The organism is Breoghania sp. L-A4, from assembly GCF_003432385.1.
Lineage (GTDB): Bacteria > Pseudomonadota > Alphaproteobacteria > Rhizobiales > Stappiaceae > Breoghania.
Map to the genome: position 1 here is coordinate 1,583,573 of NZ_CP031841.1, position 16,217 is coordinate 1,599,789.

The 16,217-nt window shown below is 65.0% G+C and carries 17 protein-coding genes and 1 pseudogene; 11 read left to right on the top strand and 7 right to left on the bottom strand.

Annotated features, from left to right (window positions below; genetic code table 11):
• Positions 1-24: 24 nt before the first annotated feature.
• On the bottom strand, positions 25-462 hold the full coding sequence (locus D1F64_RS07355; protein ID WP_117411899.1) for a VOC family protein: 438 nt from the start codon (positions 460-462) through the stop codon (positions 25-27).
• Between the two features lie 185 nt (positions 463-647).
• On the opposite strand from D1F64_RS07355, the gene D1F64_RS07360 reads away from it, so the two are divergent.
• The 4 genes from D1F64_RS07360 to D1F64_RS07375 all read left to right on the top strand — a co-directional run bounded on the left by D1F64_RS07360 (position 648) and on the right by D1F64_RS07375 (position 3,916).
• Positions 648-1,505, top strand: coding sequence for a branched-chain amino acid aminotransferase (locus D1F64_RS07360; RefSeq protein WP_117411900.1), 858 nt, complete (start codon positions 648-650; stop codon positions 1,503-1,505).
• Between the two features lie 190 nt (positions 1,506-1,695).
• The gene (locus D1F64_RS07365; RefSeq protein ID WP_117411901.1) at positions 1,696-2,226 is read left to right on the top strand and encodes a GNAT family N-acetyltransferase; all 531 of its coding nucleotides are present in this window, start codon (positions 1,696-1,698) and stop codon (positions 2,224-2,226) included.
• A gap of 234 nt (positions 2,227-2,460) precedes the next feature.
• Positions 2,461-3,195 carry a Crp/Fnr family transcriptional regulator gene (locus D1F64_RS07370; protein ID WP_162901388.1) on the top strand — a complete coding sequence of 245 codons (735 nt, stop codon included), beginning with the start codon at positions 2,461-2,463 and terminating at the stop codon, positions 3,193-3,195.
• A 373-nt stretch (positions 3,196-3,568) separates the two neighbouring features.
• A complete protein-coding gene (locus tag D1F64_RS07375; protein WP_117411903.1) occupies positions 3,569-3,916 on the top strand; it encodes a response regulator in 348 nt (115 codons plus the stop codon).
• Positions 3,917-3,972: 56 nt separating this feature from the next.
• Here the strand turns inward: D1F64_RS07375 and D1F64_RS07380 are convergent, their stop codons facing one another.
• The gene (locus tag D1F64_RS07380; protein ID WP_117411904.1) at positions 3,973-5,163 is read right to left on the bottom strand and encodes a YbfB/YjiJ family MFS transporter; all 1,191 of its coding nucleotides are present in this window, start codon (positions 5,161-5,163) and stop codon (positions 3,973-3,975) included.
• Positions 5,164-5,379: 216 nt separating this feature from the next.
• Here D1F64_RS07380 and D1F64_RS07385 point away from each other — a divergent pair, with 216 nt between their 5' ends.
• Together D1F64_RS07385 and D1F64_RS07390 are read left to right on the top strand one after the other, a co-directional pair.
• Entirely contained in the window at positions 5,380-6,237 is an 858-nt protein-coding gene (locus tag D1F64_RS07385; protein WP_205470691.1) for a DUF6159 family protein, read from the top strand.
• A gap of 309 nt (positions 6,238-6,546) precedes the next feature.
• The gene (locus tag D1F64_RS07390) at positions 6,547-7,149 is read left to right on the top strand and encodes a superoxide dismutase (protein WP_117411906.1); all 603 of its coding nucleotides are present in this window, start codon (positions 6,547-6,549) and stop codon (positions 7,147-7,149) included.
• A gap of 448 nt (positions 7,150-7,597) precedes the next feature.
• On the opposite strand, the gene D1F64_RS07395 is transcribed toward D1F64_RS07390, so the two are convergent.
• Positions 7,598-7,951, bottom strand: a complete 354-nt coding sequence (locus D1F64_RS07395) for a hypothetical protein (protein WP_162901389.1) — start codon at positions 7,949-7,951, stop codon at positions 7,598-7,600.
• A 218-nt stretch (positions 7,952-8,169) separates the two neighbouring features.
• Between D1F64_RS07395 and D1F64_RS07400 the strand changes: the two genes are divergently transcribed.
• Positions 8,170-8,367: a DUF2892 domain-containing protein gene (locus D1F64_RS07400; protein WP_346432307.1), complete on the top strand. Its 198-nt coding sequence runs from the start codon at positions 8,170-8,172 to the stop codon at positions 8,365-8,367.
• Positions 8,368-8,492: 125 nt separating this feature from the next.
• Positions 8,493-9,134: a response regulator gene (locus D1F64_RS07405; protein ID WP_162901390.1), complete on the top strand. Its 642-nt coding sequence runs from the start codon at positions 8,493-8,495 to the stop codon at positions 9,132-9,134.
• A 7-nt stretch (positions 9,135-9,141) separates the two neighbouring features.
• Here D1F64_RS07405 and D1F64_RS07410 read toward each other — a convergent pair whose 3' ends face one another.
• Positions 9,142-9,486: an antibiotic biosynthesis monooxygenase gene (locus tag D1F64_RS07410; protein ID WP_117411909.1), complete on the bottom strand. Its 345-nt coding sequence runs from the start codon at positions 9,484-9,486 to the stop codon at positions 9,142-9,144.
• A complete protein-coding gene (locus D1F64_RS07415; protein ID WP_117411910.1) occupies positions 9,483-9,812 on the bottom strand; it encodes an NIPSNAP family protein in 330 nt (109 codons plus the stop codon). Before D1F64_RS07415 ends, D1F64_RS07410 begins: the two co-directional genes overlap by 4 nt.
• 121 nt (positions 9,813-9,933) lie before the next feature.
• On the opposite strand from D1F64_RS07415, the gene D1F64_RS07420 reads away from it, so the two are divergent.
• A complete protein-coding gene (locus tag D1F64_RS07420; RefSeq protein ID WP_117411911.1) occupies positions 9,934-10,659 on the top strand; it encodes a winged helix-turn-helix domain-containing protein in 726 nt (241 codons plus the stop codon).
• 31 nt (positions 10,660-10,690) lie between these two features.
• Here the strand turns inward: D1F64_RS07420 and D1F64_RS07425 are convergent, their stop codons facing one another.
• Positions 10,691-11,128, bottom strand: coding sequence for a hypothetical protein (locus tag D1F64_RS07425; protein WP_117411912.1), 438 nt, complete (start codon positions 11,126-11,128; stop codon positions 10,691-10,693).
• A 337-nt stretch (positions 11,129-11,465) separates the two neighbouring features.
• On the opposite strand from D1F64_RS07425, the gene parA reads away from it, so the two are divergent.
• Positions 11,466-12,107 (top strand): ParA family partition ATPase, encoded by a 642-nt coding sequence (gene parA / locus D1F64_RS07430; protein WP_117411913.1) that lies wholly within the window; start codon positions 11,466-11,468, stop codon positions 12,105-12,107.
• A 44-nt stretch (positions 12,108-12,151) separates the two neighbouring features.
• Here parA and D1F64_RS07435 read toward each other — a convergent pair.
• A pseudogene (locus D1F64_RS07435) lies at positions 12,152-14,217 on the bottom strand (S9 family peptidase).
• A gap of 246 nt (positions 14,218-14,463) precedes the next feature.
• Here D1F64_RS07435 and D1F64_RS07440 point away from each other — a divergent pair.
• Entirely contained in the window at positions 14,464-16,206 is a 1,743-nt protein-coding gene (locus D1F64_RS07440; protein ID WP_162901391.1) for a GGDEF domain-containing protein, read from the top strand.
• Positions 16,207-16,217: the final 11 nt, after the last annotated feature.

A 16,217-nucleotide genomic window follows, 5' to 3' on the forward strand; every position in this document is an offset into this window, starting at 1 on the left:
TTTTATTGCGTTTTGACTGAGCGATCATGGCAGCACCACGGAGCCGTCCTCGCCCATCGGAAAGCCCGGATTGTAGGCGATCTCCAGCAGATGATCGCAGCCGGGGATGCGCACGTAGCCTGAATAGCCGCCCCAGAAGACCTTTTCCGGTCGCTTGACCGGCGTGGCGCCAGCCGCGATTGTCTCGGCGAAGGCCGCGTCGACCTCCGCCTCGCTGCGCGCGTTCCAGGCGATCGAGCACGGCACGAAATGGCCCGGTGCGGCGGCATCGTCGGGCAAACCGGCATCTTTGGCCAGATCCGCGCGGCCGAACAGTCCGAAGGCGGTCGAGCCGCACTGGTAGAAGGCGACCGCGTCGCTGTCGACGTTGGCGCGCGTCCAGCCGAGACCGTGTTCGAAGAACCGCCGGGCGGCGCCGAGGTCGTCAACGCCCAGGGTGATGAGAGAGAGCCGCTGTTCCACTATCCGAAAACCTCACAAAACAACTTTATTGCGCGTTGGGGATGATGAAGTAGGAACATTATATGAACATCAAATGGCGTCTAGTCAAAAATTGCGCAAATGCTGGAATTTTGGGCGGTACCTTGACCTGACCACCCGAACGGCGTTCGATCGTCGGACACACAATACGAGACGAGGAACGACTTATGACGGACTGGTCGCAAACCTGGACCTGGATCGACGGCGCATGGCATGAGGGCAATCCGCCGATGATGGGGCCACGCACGCATGCGGCGTGGCTGGGATCCAGTGTTTTCGACGGCGCGCGCACCTTCGAAGGTGTCACCCCTGATCTTGATCTGCATTGCGAGCGGGTGAATGTCTCCGCCGTGGCAATGGGCCTGAAGCCGACCATGAGTGTCGCGGACATGATGACGCTGACCCGGGACGGCATTGGCCGCTTCGCGCCCGGCACGGCGCTGTACATCAAGCCGATGTACTGGGCCGAGGGGGAGGGCATAGGCACGGTTGCCGGCGACCCGGAGACGACCCGCTTCTGCCTGTGCCTGTACGAATCGCCGATCGCCGCCAGTGGCGCCTCGATCTCCGTCACGCTGTCGCCCTTCCGCCGCCCGTCGCTCGAATATGCGCCAGTCAACGCCAAGACGGGCAGCCTCTACCCCAACAACGCCCGCGCGCTCGTCGAGGCCAGGGGACGCGGTTTCGACAATGCCGTGTTCCTCGACATGATGGGCAACGTGGCGGAACTGGCCACCGCCAATATCTTCATGGTCAAGGACGGGGTGATCAAGACGCCGTTTCCCAACGGATCGTTTCTCAACGGGATTACACGTCAGCGCATAATCCGGCTTCTGGGCGCCGTCGGCGATGAGGTTGTCGAATGCGTGCTGGGCTACGACGATTTTCTCGAGGCCGATGAGATCTTTTCCACTGGAAATTATCACAAGGTCGTCTCCGTCGGCCGCATCGAGGAGAGCGAAAAGCAGCCGGGACCCGTCGCTGCGAAGGCGCGCGCGCTCTACTGGGATTTCGCGCACGCCTGAGCAGGTGAGTTTTCTCACAGTCTCTGGATGGGTTCAGCAGCTATCACCGTCTCCGAGCGCGTGGCCGCATCATGGCCGCGCGTTTGTGCCGTCACGAGCAGATCGTGGCGGACATTGCAGCAACAAATGACGTAGTGTCATTGGCCTTTCCTGTCGGAGAGAGCCGTCGCTTCATCGGGACAGCGAGTTTATGGAGACGCCAACCCTCGAAACGGACCGGCTGCTCCTGCGCGCGCACCGGCTTGACGATTTCGATGTCTACGCCGCCATGTGGCGGGATCCCGCCGTCGTGCGCTATTTCGGAGGCGCGCCGCTGACCCGCGAGCAGGCCTGGCTTCGCTTCGTGCGTCACGCCGGCCTCTGGCATCATCTCGGTTTCGGCTTCTTCGCGCTTGAAGACAAGGCGACAGGCGCGTTCGTTGGCGAGGCCGGCGTGCACGAACTTCGCCGGGACATCGAACCGTCGGTCGAAGGAACGCTTGAGGCCGGCTGGGGCCTGGTGCCGGCTGCGCATGGCAGGGGGCTTTCCGAGGAGGCGATGCGCGGCGTCTTCATGTGGGCGGAAAAGAGCCTCCCGCCGTTGCGCACGACGTGCATCGTCGACACCGGGAACGCACCGTCCCTGCGGGTTGCGCAGAAACTCGGCTTCAAGGAGTTTTCGCGCACGATTTACAAAGGCACGCAGGTTATCGTTTTCGAGCGCTCGGCGCTCTCTCCGTGAGCTCTTGACGGGTCGTCCATTCGGAGCAGACCGGGGCGGGCAGTGCCACGTTTCGGAACGTGGCAGAGCGTCCTGCAGCGCAAGACCGCGCGCGGAACCGAACGGTGCGGTGGTCGGTTGACTGACAGACGAATAGCATGCCGGACGAGATGGATTGCATGTTAGATGAATGGAAAGAGTGCCTTCGGGGAGAACGGGGCCACTCGTCCATTTCAAACGGGCGTTGTCGCGACCATGGCGGACCAGACCAAATGCGAACAGTGCCCCCTGCGCACGCTTGAGGTATTCCGCAAGCTTGATGACAAGCAACTCGGGTTCATCGCGCGCTTCAAGACCGGCGAGCTGATCGTCGAGCCGGGATCGACGATCCTGCTCGAGGAAAACAACAGCCCGCATCTCTACACGATCCTCGAGGGGTGGGCGTTTCGTCACAAGCAGCTTGAGGACGGCCGCCGCCAGATTCTCAATTTCGCGCTGCCGGGCGATCTTATCGGCCTGCAGGCGGCCATCCTCAGCGAGATGCAGCATTCCGTGACGGCCCTGACGCGTGCCACCCTGTGCGTGTTCCAGCGCGACAAGATCTGGACCCTGTTCCAGGAGTTTCCCGAACTCAGCTTCTCCATGACCTGGCTCGCGGCGCGCGAGGAGCAGATGCTGGACGGTCACCTGCTGAGTCTTGGCCAGCGCACCGCCCTGGAGCGCACGGCTTACTACATCCTGCATCTGTACGACCGCGCCGAGGCGCTGGGGCTTGCGGGCAACAATGCGCTGTGCGCGCCTTTTGGCAAGGGGCACCTGGCGGAGGCCATGGGCATCACGCCGGTGCACGCCAGCCGCACGATCAAGAAGCTGCACGAGCGCGGACTCATCCGCTGGACGGACGATACGATCCTGATCAGGGACCGCGACCGGCTGCAGGCGCTGGCCTCCTTCGAAAGCGATCCCACGATGCGGCGGCCAATGATCTGAACCGCGCCCGAGCGTGCTTCGGGCCCCGCGGCCCCGATTGTCGAAAAGTGCAAGTTCCGTCTTCCGCGCTTAACCAATGTTAAGGCGCGCCGGGAGGGGTGTGGCTATGCTCGGGCAGTGTTGAAAATTTATTCCCAACGATGTGCTGCGCCGCGCCGCCGGCCACATGGAGCTTCAAGTACACAATGGCCGAGACGTTTTTTGTTGATGTCGACGGGGCGGATCCATTCCGCGATGATTGCGTCGTATTCCGGGATGCGCCTGTTTTGATTCCCAAGCCGATGGACGCCGAGTTCGTTGCAAATGACCCGCGTCCGTGCGCAGCCGGTGCGGGTAATGCGGATCTCGTTTCGGGGGCGGCGACGGCGGGCTTGTGCGCGCTGACGCCGTCGTGCTGCTGGTCGAGGACAACATCATTTTCTCGCTCGACGCCGAGGATATGTTGCGGCGCCTCGGCGTCGCGGCCGTTGTGACATGCGATCAGGCCAAGGCCGCGATCGATGTGATCGACAGTCAGGCGATCGACTTCGCCGTCCTCGACATCAACCTGGGCACGGAGACGTCCCTGCCGGTGGCGGAGCATCTGCGGGCGGCGCGCATTCCCTTCGTTTTCGTGAGTGATTTTGACGATCCGGCCGTGGTGCCGCCCGAATTCGGCGACGTTCCGGTGCTGGCAAAACCCTACACGATGGAAGGTCTGGGGCGGATCTTCTCTTTGTAGCGGCGGCTATGCGGTGATGAAGCCGTGCTGGCGCAACAAGCGGATGAACTCGACGCTCAGACCGTCCGGCGTGCCGGCGTCAGCGCCAGCGCGGCCGCGACGACAAGGGCTGCCGCGGCGCTCAGAGAGGGCAGCAGGAAACTGCCCGTCGCCTCGAAACCCAGCCCCGCGACGGTCGGACCGGCCATCTGGCCCAGTCCGAAGGCGGCGGTCATCAGCGCTAGCGCCGTCCGTGGATCGCCGCGCGAGAGGCTGCGCGCGTGCATCAGCCCCACCGCGGTGATGGCGATAAACGTGCCGCCCAGCATCATCGCCGCCAGTACCACCACCCAGCCGCTGTCCGATGTCACCGACAGGGTGACGCCAAGGGTCTCCACCACGCAGGCCGCGGCGTAGGCGCGCTGGTTGCCGATCCGTTTGCCCAGCGCCACCCAGGCCGCGATCGACGGAATGCCTGCCAGTCCCACCGCGGTCCAGATCACCGGCTCGACATCGCTCAGGGTGGGCGACAACCGCGCCAGCGTGTTGATGAAGGTGGCGGTGATGGAATAGCCGAAGCCGAACAGCCCGTAGGACACATACAGCGCCACCAGACGCCGTCCCGCCGGCGCGCCGGGCTGGGCGGGGGCCGCGCCCGGGTCGGCGCCGCCGCCGATCAGCCGCGCGACCAGGGCAAGCAGAACCGCGGAGGCCACGCCGCTCGCAAACCACAGCTGCCGCCAGTCGGCGCCCGCGGCGTCCAGGGCGGCGACCAGCATCGCGGAGCCGGCAATGCCCGCGCCAACGCCGGCGAAATGCAGCGAGACGAGGCCTGGCCGTCCGGCCGCCGCCAGACGATCGAGCACCAGCGCGGTGGAGAACACCATCGCGTAGGCACTGGCCAGACCGCTCAGGAATCGCAGGATGATGAAGACGGACACATCGTCCGTCAGGCCCATGCCCGCGGTGGTGGCGGCCGACAGCGCCAGCGCCGACAGAAACAGCGTGCGCCGGCTCATCGGCAGCGCGTCGGTCAGCCGGGTCGAGGCGGCGGCCAGCGCGCCGATCAGGTAGGCGAGGAAATTGGCGGACGCGATGATTCCGCCCTGAGCCGGCGTCAGTCCGGCCTCGGCCACCATGAAGGGCAGGATCGGCGTGTAGACGAAGCGTCCGATGCCCATGCACGCGGCCATGGCGAGCAGCCCGCCGAGCGCGACGGGCAGGGTGGCCGATAGGGGCGAGGCTTGTGGCGGCGCGTATTGTGTCATGGAAAGACAAGTAGCACGCCGCGCGGCGTCGCCAAGCGCAATCGGCGCACCGCCGATGTGCGCCGATCGGCAACCGTTTTCACCTCGCCTTAGGGTTCCTTGGTTCAAATACCGGCAGGAGACTGTCGTTTGCTCGCGTTACGCGCGGCGCAACGGCGATGGCCCGGGCGCCGGAAAGGCGGGGCCTGCGGGGATCCGGACAGGGGCGGGATGCGAATGATTGAGAAGTTCGACCGGGCATGGACCCTCGGCAATGCCTGTTGGAAGGCGCTGCTGCTGGACAAGGAAATGCTGCTGTTTCCGATCATGTCCACCGCGGCTCTCCTGCTGGCGATCGGCGGCAGTGTCGGCCCGCTCTGGGCCAGCGGCACGCTGGAGACGATCATGGAAGGGTTTCGGGCCAATCCGGACAGCGCCCAGGACCCCTGGGTGATGGCCGTGGCTTTCGGCTTCTATTTCGTCTGCTATTTTATCATGATCTTCTTCAACACCGCGCTGGTGACCTGCGCCATGATCCGGTTCGCCGGTGGCGATCCGACGGTCATGGACGGCTTGCGCTCCTCGATGCGCAACCTGCACAAGATCTTCGCCTGGGCGCTGTTTGCGGCGAGCATCGGGTTCCTGCTCAATATGGTGGAGCAGCGGCTCAAGGGCGTCGGCAGGTTCATCGCCGGCCTGATGGGCGCGGCCTGGGCGATCGCCACCTATTTCGTCGTGCCCGTGCTGGTGCTTGAGGATGTCGGCCCGATCGGCGCCGTGCGGCGCTCGGTGGCCACCGTCCGCCAGACATGGGGCGAGTCGCTGATCGCCCATGCGGGTCTCTCGGCGCTGCAGTTCATCGGCGCCATCGGCGCGGCTCTGATCTTCTTCGGCGGGCTGTTCGTCTTCGACCGGGATCCGCTGCTGGCCGGCGCGCTTTGGGGATGCGCCATTGCCTGGCTCATCATCACGGCGCTGGTGCTCTCGACGCTGGGCGCCATTCTCAAGGCGGCGCTGTACATCTACGCGATCGAAGGCACCGTGCCGGACCAGTTCGACAGCGCCATGATCCGCGACGCCTTCCGAAACGACTGACGCGAGCGAAGCACCGTTCGGTCCGCCGAACGCGATGGCGCGCGATGGAACGCGGGCGGGGGGTCGGGCGTTGGTCTGTCATGCGCGGCTTTCGCCGTCCATGCGGCCGCGGTCGGGCGGCGCCGGCGCATGTCGATGATCGCGATACGGTATCCGCTTCCGTGCTACGGAGGGGAATATCTTTTCAACCCGCCGTCTCAGGCGTTGCCGTCGGGCGGCGGGATGCCTATTTTGCGCTTCGTAGCATTCACGAGGTCGCGCGTTTCCGTGACCGAACTTCCGCATCACAAGCGGCCGAGGAGAAAACCCATGGCTTTTGAACTTCCCGATCTTCCCTACGCCTATGACGCGCTCGGCCCCTACATGTCGCAAGAAACGCTCGAGTATCACCACGACAAACACCACCAGGCCTATGTCACCAACGGCAACAAGCTGCTGGAAGGCTCGGGCCTTGAAGGCAAGAGCCTCGAGGACGTCTGCCGCGAGAGCTTCGGCAAGAACGCCGGCCTGTTCAACAACGCCGCCCAGCACTACAACCACATTCACTTCTGGAAATGGATGAAGCCGAACGGCGGCGGCAGCTCGCTTCCCGGCGCGCTGGCCTCCAAGGTCGACAGCGACCTGGGCGGCTACGACAAGTTCAAGGCCGATTTCTGCGCCGCCGGCGCCGGCCAGTTCGGCTCCGGCTGGGCATGGCTGGTTCTGAACAAGGACGGCAAGCTGGAGATCACCAAGACGCCGAACGGCGAGAACCCGCTGGTGCACGGCGGAACGCCGCTGCTGGGCTGCGATGTGTGGGAGCACTCCTATTACATCGATTACCGCAACGCGCGTCCGAAATACCTCGAGGCTTTCGTCGACAACCTGATCAACTGGGACTATGTCGCCGAGCTGTTCGAAAAGGCGTCGTAATCCGGGCGATCGATTCCGTCATCCGTGATGGCGAAATGGAAAAAGGCGGGCCATCTGGTCCGCCTTGAGCCTGATGACAAAGCCGAGAAATCCCTCCTTCGTCATGGTCGGGCTTGTCCCGACCATCCATAAGCCATTGAAAACATGGATCTTCGGCACAAGGCCGAGGATGACGATCGAGGGGTATGAGTGTTGTTAGCGGTTTGAAGGCGGGGCCCCGGGCTCCGCCTTTTTCGTTGATGTGGGGTTTCCAGGCACCTGGCGCCGATTCTTCGAGACGCCTGCTCGTGCAGCCTCCTCTGGATGGCGTCATTGTGTTGATTTTTTGGGAAATCCCCACCAATTCAACGTCATCCTGAGGAAGCCGCGCAAGCGACTGTCTCGAAGGATGGGCGGTCCATTGCGGCGCCAACACACCGGTCAGCGCCAACAGTGCCGCCGATGCGCCTCAGCCGCGCAGGCCCCGGGTGCAGCTGTTGGTGACGATGCGGGTGATGGCGCCGTCCATCTGGGCGCTCCAGTACTCGCATTCCGCGCGGCTCGGGAAACAGGCTTCACGGGAAATGTTGCGGCTCTCGCCCGGAGCGATGAACAGGCGTCCGCCCGCGAGCCCGCGCCAGACGTTTTCGGGGCCGTATTTCCGTGACGCGATGCGGCAATCGTAGGCTGTGCCGTAGGCTTCGAAGACCTGACCGCTGCGTGCGTCGTAAAAGGTGTCCCGGCCGTTGCAGCCGCTCAAGACGGCTCCGGCCAGAAGCGCCACCGCGGCGGCGCGCATCATTGTGGTCGTGGTGTTTCGCATTCTGTATCCGCCTGTTCGCTCGTGCATGGCCGGAGCATGCCGCGGCTCCGCCATGCTCCTGATATCCGCCAATGATTGCGATCATTCGGAGGCCAAAGCAAGGCGGCCGATTTGATCCATCTTAAAGACGCCGCCCGCCGCGCCGCTATCGTATGGTCACTCTCCGCCGCGCCCGGCTTGGCGTGCCGGGCGCGCGGAACCCAGCACAGGAGAAGACCATGGCAGCGATTACCAGGAACATTGGAAGCCTCGACCGCATATTGCGCATCGTCGTCGGCATCGCACTGATTGTCTTCGCGCTCTACGGCCCCGCCGATATCGCGTGGAAGTGGATCGGCTGGATCGGCGTCGTGCCGATCGCCACCGCCGTGATCAACTGGTGTCCGCTCTATTCGATCCTTGGCATCAAGACCTGAGGTCCTCCTGTCCGCCGGGAACCGCATGCTCTGGCGTCCGGCAAACCGCTTTTTAACCCCCGCCCAATATCCTGAGCGCAGTCTGCGCAATAGGGGCGTCGCCGCGACGGGCCGGGGTGATGAAAATGCAAGGCACCGACACTCTTAAGGTTCTCATGCTCGACGGCAGTCGAAGCTTCAGTGCGCTGATCAGCACGATGCTGCGTGGGATGGGCGTGCGCTCGCTGGCGGTTTTCGACGATTCCGAAGCTGCGATTACGTTTCTGCGCGCCAACCCGGTCGATGTCATTCTCGTTGACGGGGCGCTTGCGAACGCCACCGCCTTCAAGTTTGCCATGGCCCTGCGTCAGGACAAGCAACAGTTTCGGCGCACGGTGCCGATGATCCTGCTGAGCGGTTCGGGCGGCACCCAGGTGGCGCGCAAAGCCGTGGAGTCGGGGTTTGACGCACTGCTGCCCAAACCCATCCGTGCGGTGCGGCTCTACGAACAGATGCTCAGCCTGATGCGGCGCCCCCGGGTCTACATACACGCGCGCATCGGCTACTGCGGTCCTGATCGGCGGCGCCCCGCCGCATCGGACTTCTCCGGAGCCAACCGGCGCGACGGCGAGACGTTTCAGGTCCACACCAAGAGCGGCCCCGTCTCGCTCGATCGGCTGGAGAAGCTGCAGGCCAAGAGCGCCGATCATCCCGACCTGGAGGTCCTGCTGGTGCGCGGCGTGACGATTCTTTCCGGCTACAAGCTCAACGCGGCACTGGCCGCCTGATTCCGGTTCACCCCAGAGCCGCCACGCTGTCCTTGGGCGCCTCGGCGCGTTCATTCATGCCATAGTCGCGCAGCACCGAGGCCACGCGCAGCCGGTAGCCGCTGAAAACACCACCGCGGCCGGCGGCTTGCGCGGAACGGTGCTCCGCCGTCTCCCGCCAGGCGCGCACGGCCTCCTCGTCGCGCCAGAACGACAGCGACAGCATCTTACCCGGCGTCGTCAGGCTTTCGAACCGCTCCACTGAAATGAACCCGTCCATGGATTCCAGCAGCGGCTTCAGCTCCATCGCGAGATCGAGATAGCTCTGCTTGCGGCCCGAGGCGGGTTCGACTTCGAAGATGATGGCGATCATCGGCGCATGTCCTGTGTGGTGCCCTCGACGGGGGTAAGAAATGTGCGCTCCTCGCGCAGGATAAACCGTTTGTCCCGCGCGAATTCGAAATTCGCGCGGCCCTGCGGGTCCTGCTTCAGTCGCGTGCGATAACGCTCATATTCGGCCAGGGAGGCAAAGGAGATCAAGCCGTGGGCGATGTCGTTGCTGCCTTCTTCGGGCAGGAAGTAACCGATCAGGTCGCCGCCGCAAGCGGGAATGATGGTGCCCCAGTTCTCCGCATAGGTCTCGAACGCGGCGCGCTGGAACGGGTCGATCTGGTAACGGATGAAGCAGGTGATGGTCACGATATGTCTCCGGTGGGCAGTGTTTTCACGCGTGCACGGGCGGGAGAGTGACGCCCCGCTTCATGCCGTCGGGACACCCTAGCGTCTTGCCGCACGACAATGCTTCGACTATCATCGAACCATGAAAACAGGCCCCGATATTGCGCGGATCGCGTCGCTGATCGGCGACCCCGCCCGCGCCAACATCCTCACCGCCCTGATGGGCGGCCAGGCGTTGACCGCCAGCGAGCTGGCGCTTGAGGCTGGCGTGTCCCTGCCCACGGCGAGCTCGCACCTTTCAAAATTGCTCGACGGCGATCTCGTCAGGGTGACGAAGCAGGGGCGCCATCGGTACTTCAGATTGGCGAATCCAGATGTCGCCCATGTGCTGGAAACCATCATGGGGCTGGCGGCGCGCGCAGGCCACGCACGGGTGCGCACCGGTCCGCGCGAACCCGCGATGCGCAAGGCGCGCATGTGCTACGACCATCTGGCGGGGGACATGGGCGTGCGCATTCTGGAAAGTCTTCTTCAGCGCGGCTTTGTCGGCGGCGGCGAGAGTGATCTGGTCCTGACGGCGCCGGGAGCCCGGTTCTGCGAAGAACTCGGGATCGGGACCGACGGGCTTGCGGTTGAACGCCGTCCGATGTGCCGCGCGTGCCTGGACTGGAGCGTCCGCCGGCATCATCTGGCGGGAGGACTCGGGGCGGCGCTTGCCCGGAAGGTCTTTGATTTGGGATGGGCGTCACGCGTCGAGGGCGGCAGGGCCGTCATCTTCACCGCTATGGGTGAGGCAGCTTTCCAGGCGCATTTCCCGCTGGACGTGCCGCTCGCCGTTACCCACGCACGAGACGGGCTGCCCGCGTAACGTCTGTATTGACGGGCATGTCCTCGATATCTCACACGGAGATATCGAGGACATGCCCGGGCTGGCCGGGTGGCGGCTGGAAGCGTTGTGGCGTGACGCCTGATCCATCGCCGCGGGACTCCAGCGCGGTCGCTCGGTTCGTTTCCAAACCCGGCGGGCGTGCGCCGTCCGCAGCCCCCGGTCCGCCGGCTGGGGCCGCTCCGGGGGCGTCGCCGGACCTCAAGCGGTCCTTGTCACGTTCCGGTTCGACCTTGGACCCCGACTGCACCTGGCGCATCTTCGTCTCGAGCTGCTGGATCTGCTCGTCGAGCTTCTTCTTGTCGCCTTCGCAGGTGGCGCACTGCTTTTCGCTGCGCGCCGACAGGATCTCGGCCTTGAGCTGCTGGACCTCTTTCGACGCCTCCTCCGATCCGCCGGACTTGCCGGAGGCTGAGGGAGAAAACAGCGATGCCGAAAGGGCCACGACCATTGTTCCTGTTCCGGTTGAGCATGACGGCGTCATGCGAGAGCGGGGCGCACTGCGGGAAACTATGCGGCCGCAACCTTAATGGATACTTCCGCGATTGGCGGAAAGCCTCGGGTTCACGCACATGTGAGGCGGCGTGAGCGCCCGCCGGCCGGGTGCCGTCGCCGCTGCGTCATCCGATCACACCGCGTTCGACCCTCGTGGCATGGCGTTTGCTGGGCATAGGCCTTACATCGGATAGGGCGGATGCGCTGGCCGGCACCCGAAGCTGTGAGGCTGCGGCCAACCCCATGCGTATTCGGGTGCGATCTTGCAGTGCTACTTTTAGAGGCGCGCGTAAATGACAGGCAAAATCATCACCATTGCTCAACAAAAGGGCGGGTCCGGAAAGACAACCCTTGCCGCTCATCTCGCCATTGCGCTGGGGAAGGGACGTGGAATTTCCGTGGCGATGCTCGATATCGACCCGCAGGGCAGCCTCGGAGAATGGCTGGAGGCGCGCGAGCAGCTTCTGGGCGAAGACGCCACGGGACTGGAGTTCCGCACCGCGTCGGGCTGGGGCGCGCGACGCGAGGCGCGCAGCCTGGCGCGCGATTATGACTTCGTGCTGCTGGACACGCCGCCGAAATCCGACCGCGACGTGCGCCCGGCGATCGAGGCGGCGGATCTCGTCGCCATCCCGGTGCAGCCATCGCCCGTCGATGTCTGGGCCAGTCAGATGACGCTGGACATGGCCGCCCATGAGGACGTGCCCGCCATCCTGGTGATGAACCGCGTGCCGCCGCGCGCCCTGCTGACCGGCGAAATGGCCGCGGCGTTGGATGCGCTGGGCTCGAAAACCGCCAAGGCGCGGCTGGGCAACCGTATCGCCTTCGCCGCCTCAATGGGCGAGGGCCGCACGGCGAGCGAGACCGAACCCAACGGCAAGGCGGCAGAAGAAGTCGATGCCCTTGTCAAGGAACTGAAGAAGCTGATGAAATAGGGCCTGAGCGCTCCGCTCAGGCCCTGACCGGTCCAGTGCGCCGACTACGCCTTTCCCGCCACCTTCAGCGCAAACGCCCAGTTGAAGGCGACCTCCTTGAGCCGGTCGAAGCGGCCCGAGGCGCCGCCGTGGCCGGCGTCCATGTTGGTCTTCAAAAGCAGCGGCGCGTCATTGGTGCGGGTTGCGCGCAGTTTCGCCACCCATTTGGCCGGCTCCCAGTAGGTGACGCGCGGATCGGTCAGCCCGCCCACCGCCAGGATCGGCGGATAGGTCTGCGCGCCGACGTTGTCGTAGGGCGAATAGGAGGCAATAAAGCGGTAGGCCTCCTCGTCGTCGATCGGATTGCCCATTCCGGCCACTCGGGCGGGGTCAGCGGCAGGGTGTCGTCGAGCATCGTGTTGAGCACGTCGACGAAGGGCACCTCGGCGACGATGCCGGCGAACAGCTCGGGATCCATGTTGGCGACCGCGCCCATCAGCATGCCGCCGGCCGAGCCGCCGTGGCCGACGATCTTGCCGCGCGCGGTGAACGTCTCGTCGCACAGATACTGGCCCGCCGAGAGGAAATCCCGGAACGTGTTGGCCTTCTTTTCGCGGCGGCCTTCGGCGTACCAGCGAAAGCCCTTCTCCTTGCCGCCGCGGATGTGGGCGATGGCATAGACGAAGCCGCGGTTGACCAGCGACAGCGCATTGGTGGAGAAACTCGCCGGCATCGCCATTCCGTAGGAGCCGTAGCCGTAGAGCAGACACGGCGCGGAGCCGTCCAGCGGCGTGTCCTTTGCATAGAGCAGCGACACCGGCACCAGCTCGCCGTCGTGTGAGGGCGCCATCACCCGGCGGGTGACATAGGCCTCCGGATCATGCCCGCTGGGCACTTCCTGCTCCTTGCGCAATACCCGCTCGCGCGTCTCCATGTCGTAATCATAGACGCGCGCGGGCGTTGTCATGGAGGAATAGGTAAAGCGGATCAAGGCCGTGTCGAACTCATAACCGTCCGAGATGCCGAGCGAATAGGCTTCCTCGTCGAAGCTGATGCTGTGCTCATCGCCGTCGGAAAGCCGCCGGATGACGCCACGCGGCAGACCGTCCTCGCGCTCCAGCCGCACCATGTGGTCGGCGAACAGCGTCAGCGACAGGATCAGCCGGCCCTCGCGGTGGGGCACCAGGTCCTTCCAGTTCGCGCGCGCCGGATCGCCCAGCGAAGCCGTGACGATCTTGAAATCCTCCGCGCCGTCGGCATTGGTGAGGATGTACAGCAGGCCGTTGTGGTGCTCGACGGAATACTCCTGCGCGACCAGCCGCGGCGCGACCAGCCGCGGAGCGCTCTCGGGCGCGTCGGCGTCGATCAGATGGACCTCGGACGTCTGGTGATCGTGGCAGTCGATGGTGATGAACTTGCCCGACTGCGTCTTGCCGACGCCGACGAAGAACCCCGCGTCCGCCTCCTCGTAGACGCAGACGTCGTCCGCCGGGCTGGTGCCGACAACATGGCGGAAAACCTTCGACGGACGATGGTTGTCGTCCAGCCACACGTAGAACAGCGTCTTGCCGTCGTTGGCCCAGACGCAGCCGCCGGCCGTCTCCGCGATCTCGTCGGCGAGATCCTGCCCTGTCTCCGTGTCGCGCAGCCGCAGCGTGAAATACTCCGAGCCCTTCTCGTCCGCCGCCCAGGCCATCAGCTTGTGGTCGGGTGAATGGTCGGCGCCGGCCAGACGGAAATAGGTCTTGCCTTCGGCGAGCTGGTTGGCGTCGATGAGCACCCGCTCCTCGCCGCCGCCGTCGCGCGCCGTGCGCACGATGCGCGGGTGCTCCGCGCCTTCCTCATAGCGGATCGCGTAGGCAAAGGCGCCGTCGGGCGCGGGCACGGAACTGTCGTCCTGCTTGATGCGGCCCTTGAGCTCCGCAAACAACACCTCCTGCAGCGCCGCCGTATCCTCCATCTCGGCCTGCGTGAAGGCGTTCTCGGCGTCGAGATAGGCTTCGATGTCGTCGGCCAGCGCGGGGCGCCCGTCGCGCATCACCTCGCGCCAGTTGTCGGCGCGGATCCACGCGTAGTCGTCGGTTTTGGAAATGCCGTGATGAACGGCGGTGCGGGTGCGCTTTGCAGCGATCGGGGGAGGATCTGTATCATGCCTCCCGAAATAGGCCGGGACGCGATCGCGTTCAATCCCAATCCGCGCTTTGGGCTCTTCCGGCGAACCGGTCCGCCGGCGTCTCTCGTCTCCGTTGATGCCATCCGCCTCGCTGAAAGCGGCCCATTCCGGGGATCGTTAAAATTTGACAGGCGCGATTCAGGGAATTGAAGGCGCCCGTCGGCTATGTGGTGAACCGATAAGAACTCTCACGGATGTCACAACGTGCGCGACACTCAGAAGGCGGATGCAACCATGGCGGATCAGGCGAATGGCAAGCTGCGCCGCAGCTTCGCCGTGGCGGGCGCCGCCGTCGTGATGCCATTGCTCGCCGTCTTCGCGTTCAACACGCTGTGGGGCTATCTGCCGCTGCGCCGCGATGTGGTCGCCGTGCCGGGTTTCGTGAACGCCACCAATACCATGCGCGATCTGGAAATCGCCGTGCTGCAGAGCGCAGCGATTGTGCACGGCAGCCGTGTGTTCGTCGGCTATCGCACCAGCCTTCCCGCCATGGCCAGCAACGAGACGCCCGGTCAGGCGTCCGATGCGCCCGCATTCGCGACGTCCGGCACACGCAGCCAGCTTCAGGCCTACGAGGCGGCGGCGGAGCGGGTGCGCGCGCGATTTATCGCCGCGCGCAGGGCGATGGCCGATTGGCCGGAGATTCTTCAGGGCACCTACGGGCTCTACGGCGAGTGGCTGGTGCTGCGCCAGCAGGGCCGTCAACTGGCGGCGCTGTCTGACCTGCAGGCAAGCGCGCCGCAGCACGCCCGCGCCTTCGCCGAATACGATCGGCTGAACCAGAATCTGGTCTCCGGCATCGAGGCGTTCAACCACCGGATTTCCACCTCCGTCAACGAACGGCTGGGCGTCGAGAGCGCGCACAGCCAGCGGGTGCTCGGCCTGTCGATGGCCATCGGCTCCTTGGTGATCGTCTTCATCATGTATGTGAACCTGCGTCTTGCGAGCTACGTGGTCGATCCGCTCAATGGGCTGGTGGGTTCCATCACCCGGTTTCGCGAGGGCGACTACTCCGTGCGCACGGACGTCAAGCGCACGGACGAGATCGGCAACCTGGCCGACGCCTTCAACGACATGGCGCAGGACATCGAGCAGTCGCACCTGCATCTCGCCAGCCTGTCGGAACGCGATCCGCTCACCGGCATGCTCAACCGGCGTGGCTTCGATACCCGCTTTGAACGCCATCTGAAGCAGGCGGAGGCCCAGGGCCACGACCTAACCGTGATCATGGTCGACATCGACCGCTTCAAGTCGATCAACGACACCTACGGCCATGCCGCCGGCGATCTCGTGCTGGTCGCGGTTGCCGACACCATCCGCAATTGCCTGCGCGGCGGCGATTTCTCCGCCCGCTTCGGCGGCGAGGAATTCATCATCTGCCTGCCGGAAAAGAGCTCCGAGACCGGTCTTGCGGTTGCCGAGCGCATGCGCGAGGCGATCGACCGTCTGCCGCTGACCACCACCGACGGCGCGCCGGTCCACGTCACAGCCAGCGCCGGCGTGGCGATCTTTCCCATCGCCGGGCGCACGCGCAACGCGCTTGTGGAAGCCGGCGACGCGGCGCTTTATGCGGCGAAGAGCAACGGCCGCAACCGCGTGGAACTGGCGGCGGCCAACGACATCGGCTTCGAGGAGGCCGTCGCCAGGCCGGCCGGAACGCCGGATGTGGACGACGGAAGGGTGATGTTCGTCACCCGGGCCAACCAGGCGCCGGTGACACAGGATGTTGGACCTTCGCACCAGGCGGCCGCCGCGCCGGATCATGGCCCGGACGTCTTCGCCCAGCAGGCCGCCGCCCGCGAGGCCTTCGAACGCGATGGACCGCGCCTGGACGCGGAGCCCGCAGCGGATGTCTTCGCCGCGGAACCCGCGGACGATGCCGCTTCGGACGACGACACGCCGCTGGAAATCTCGACCAACGTGCCCCGCCTGCAGTGGACCGCCTGAGGCTCTCTTTG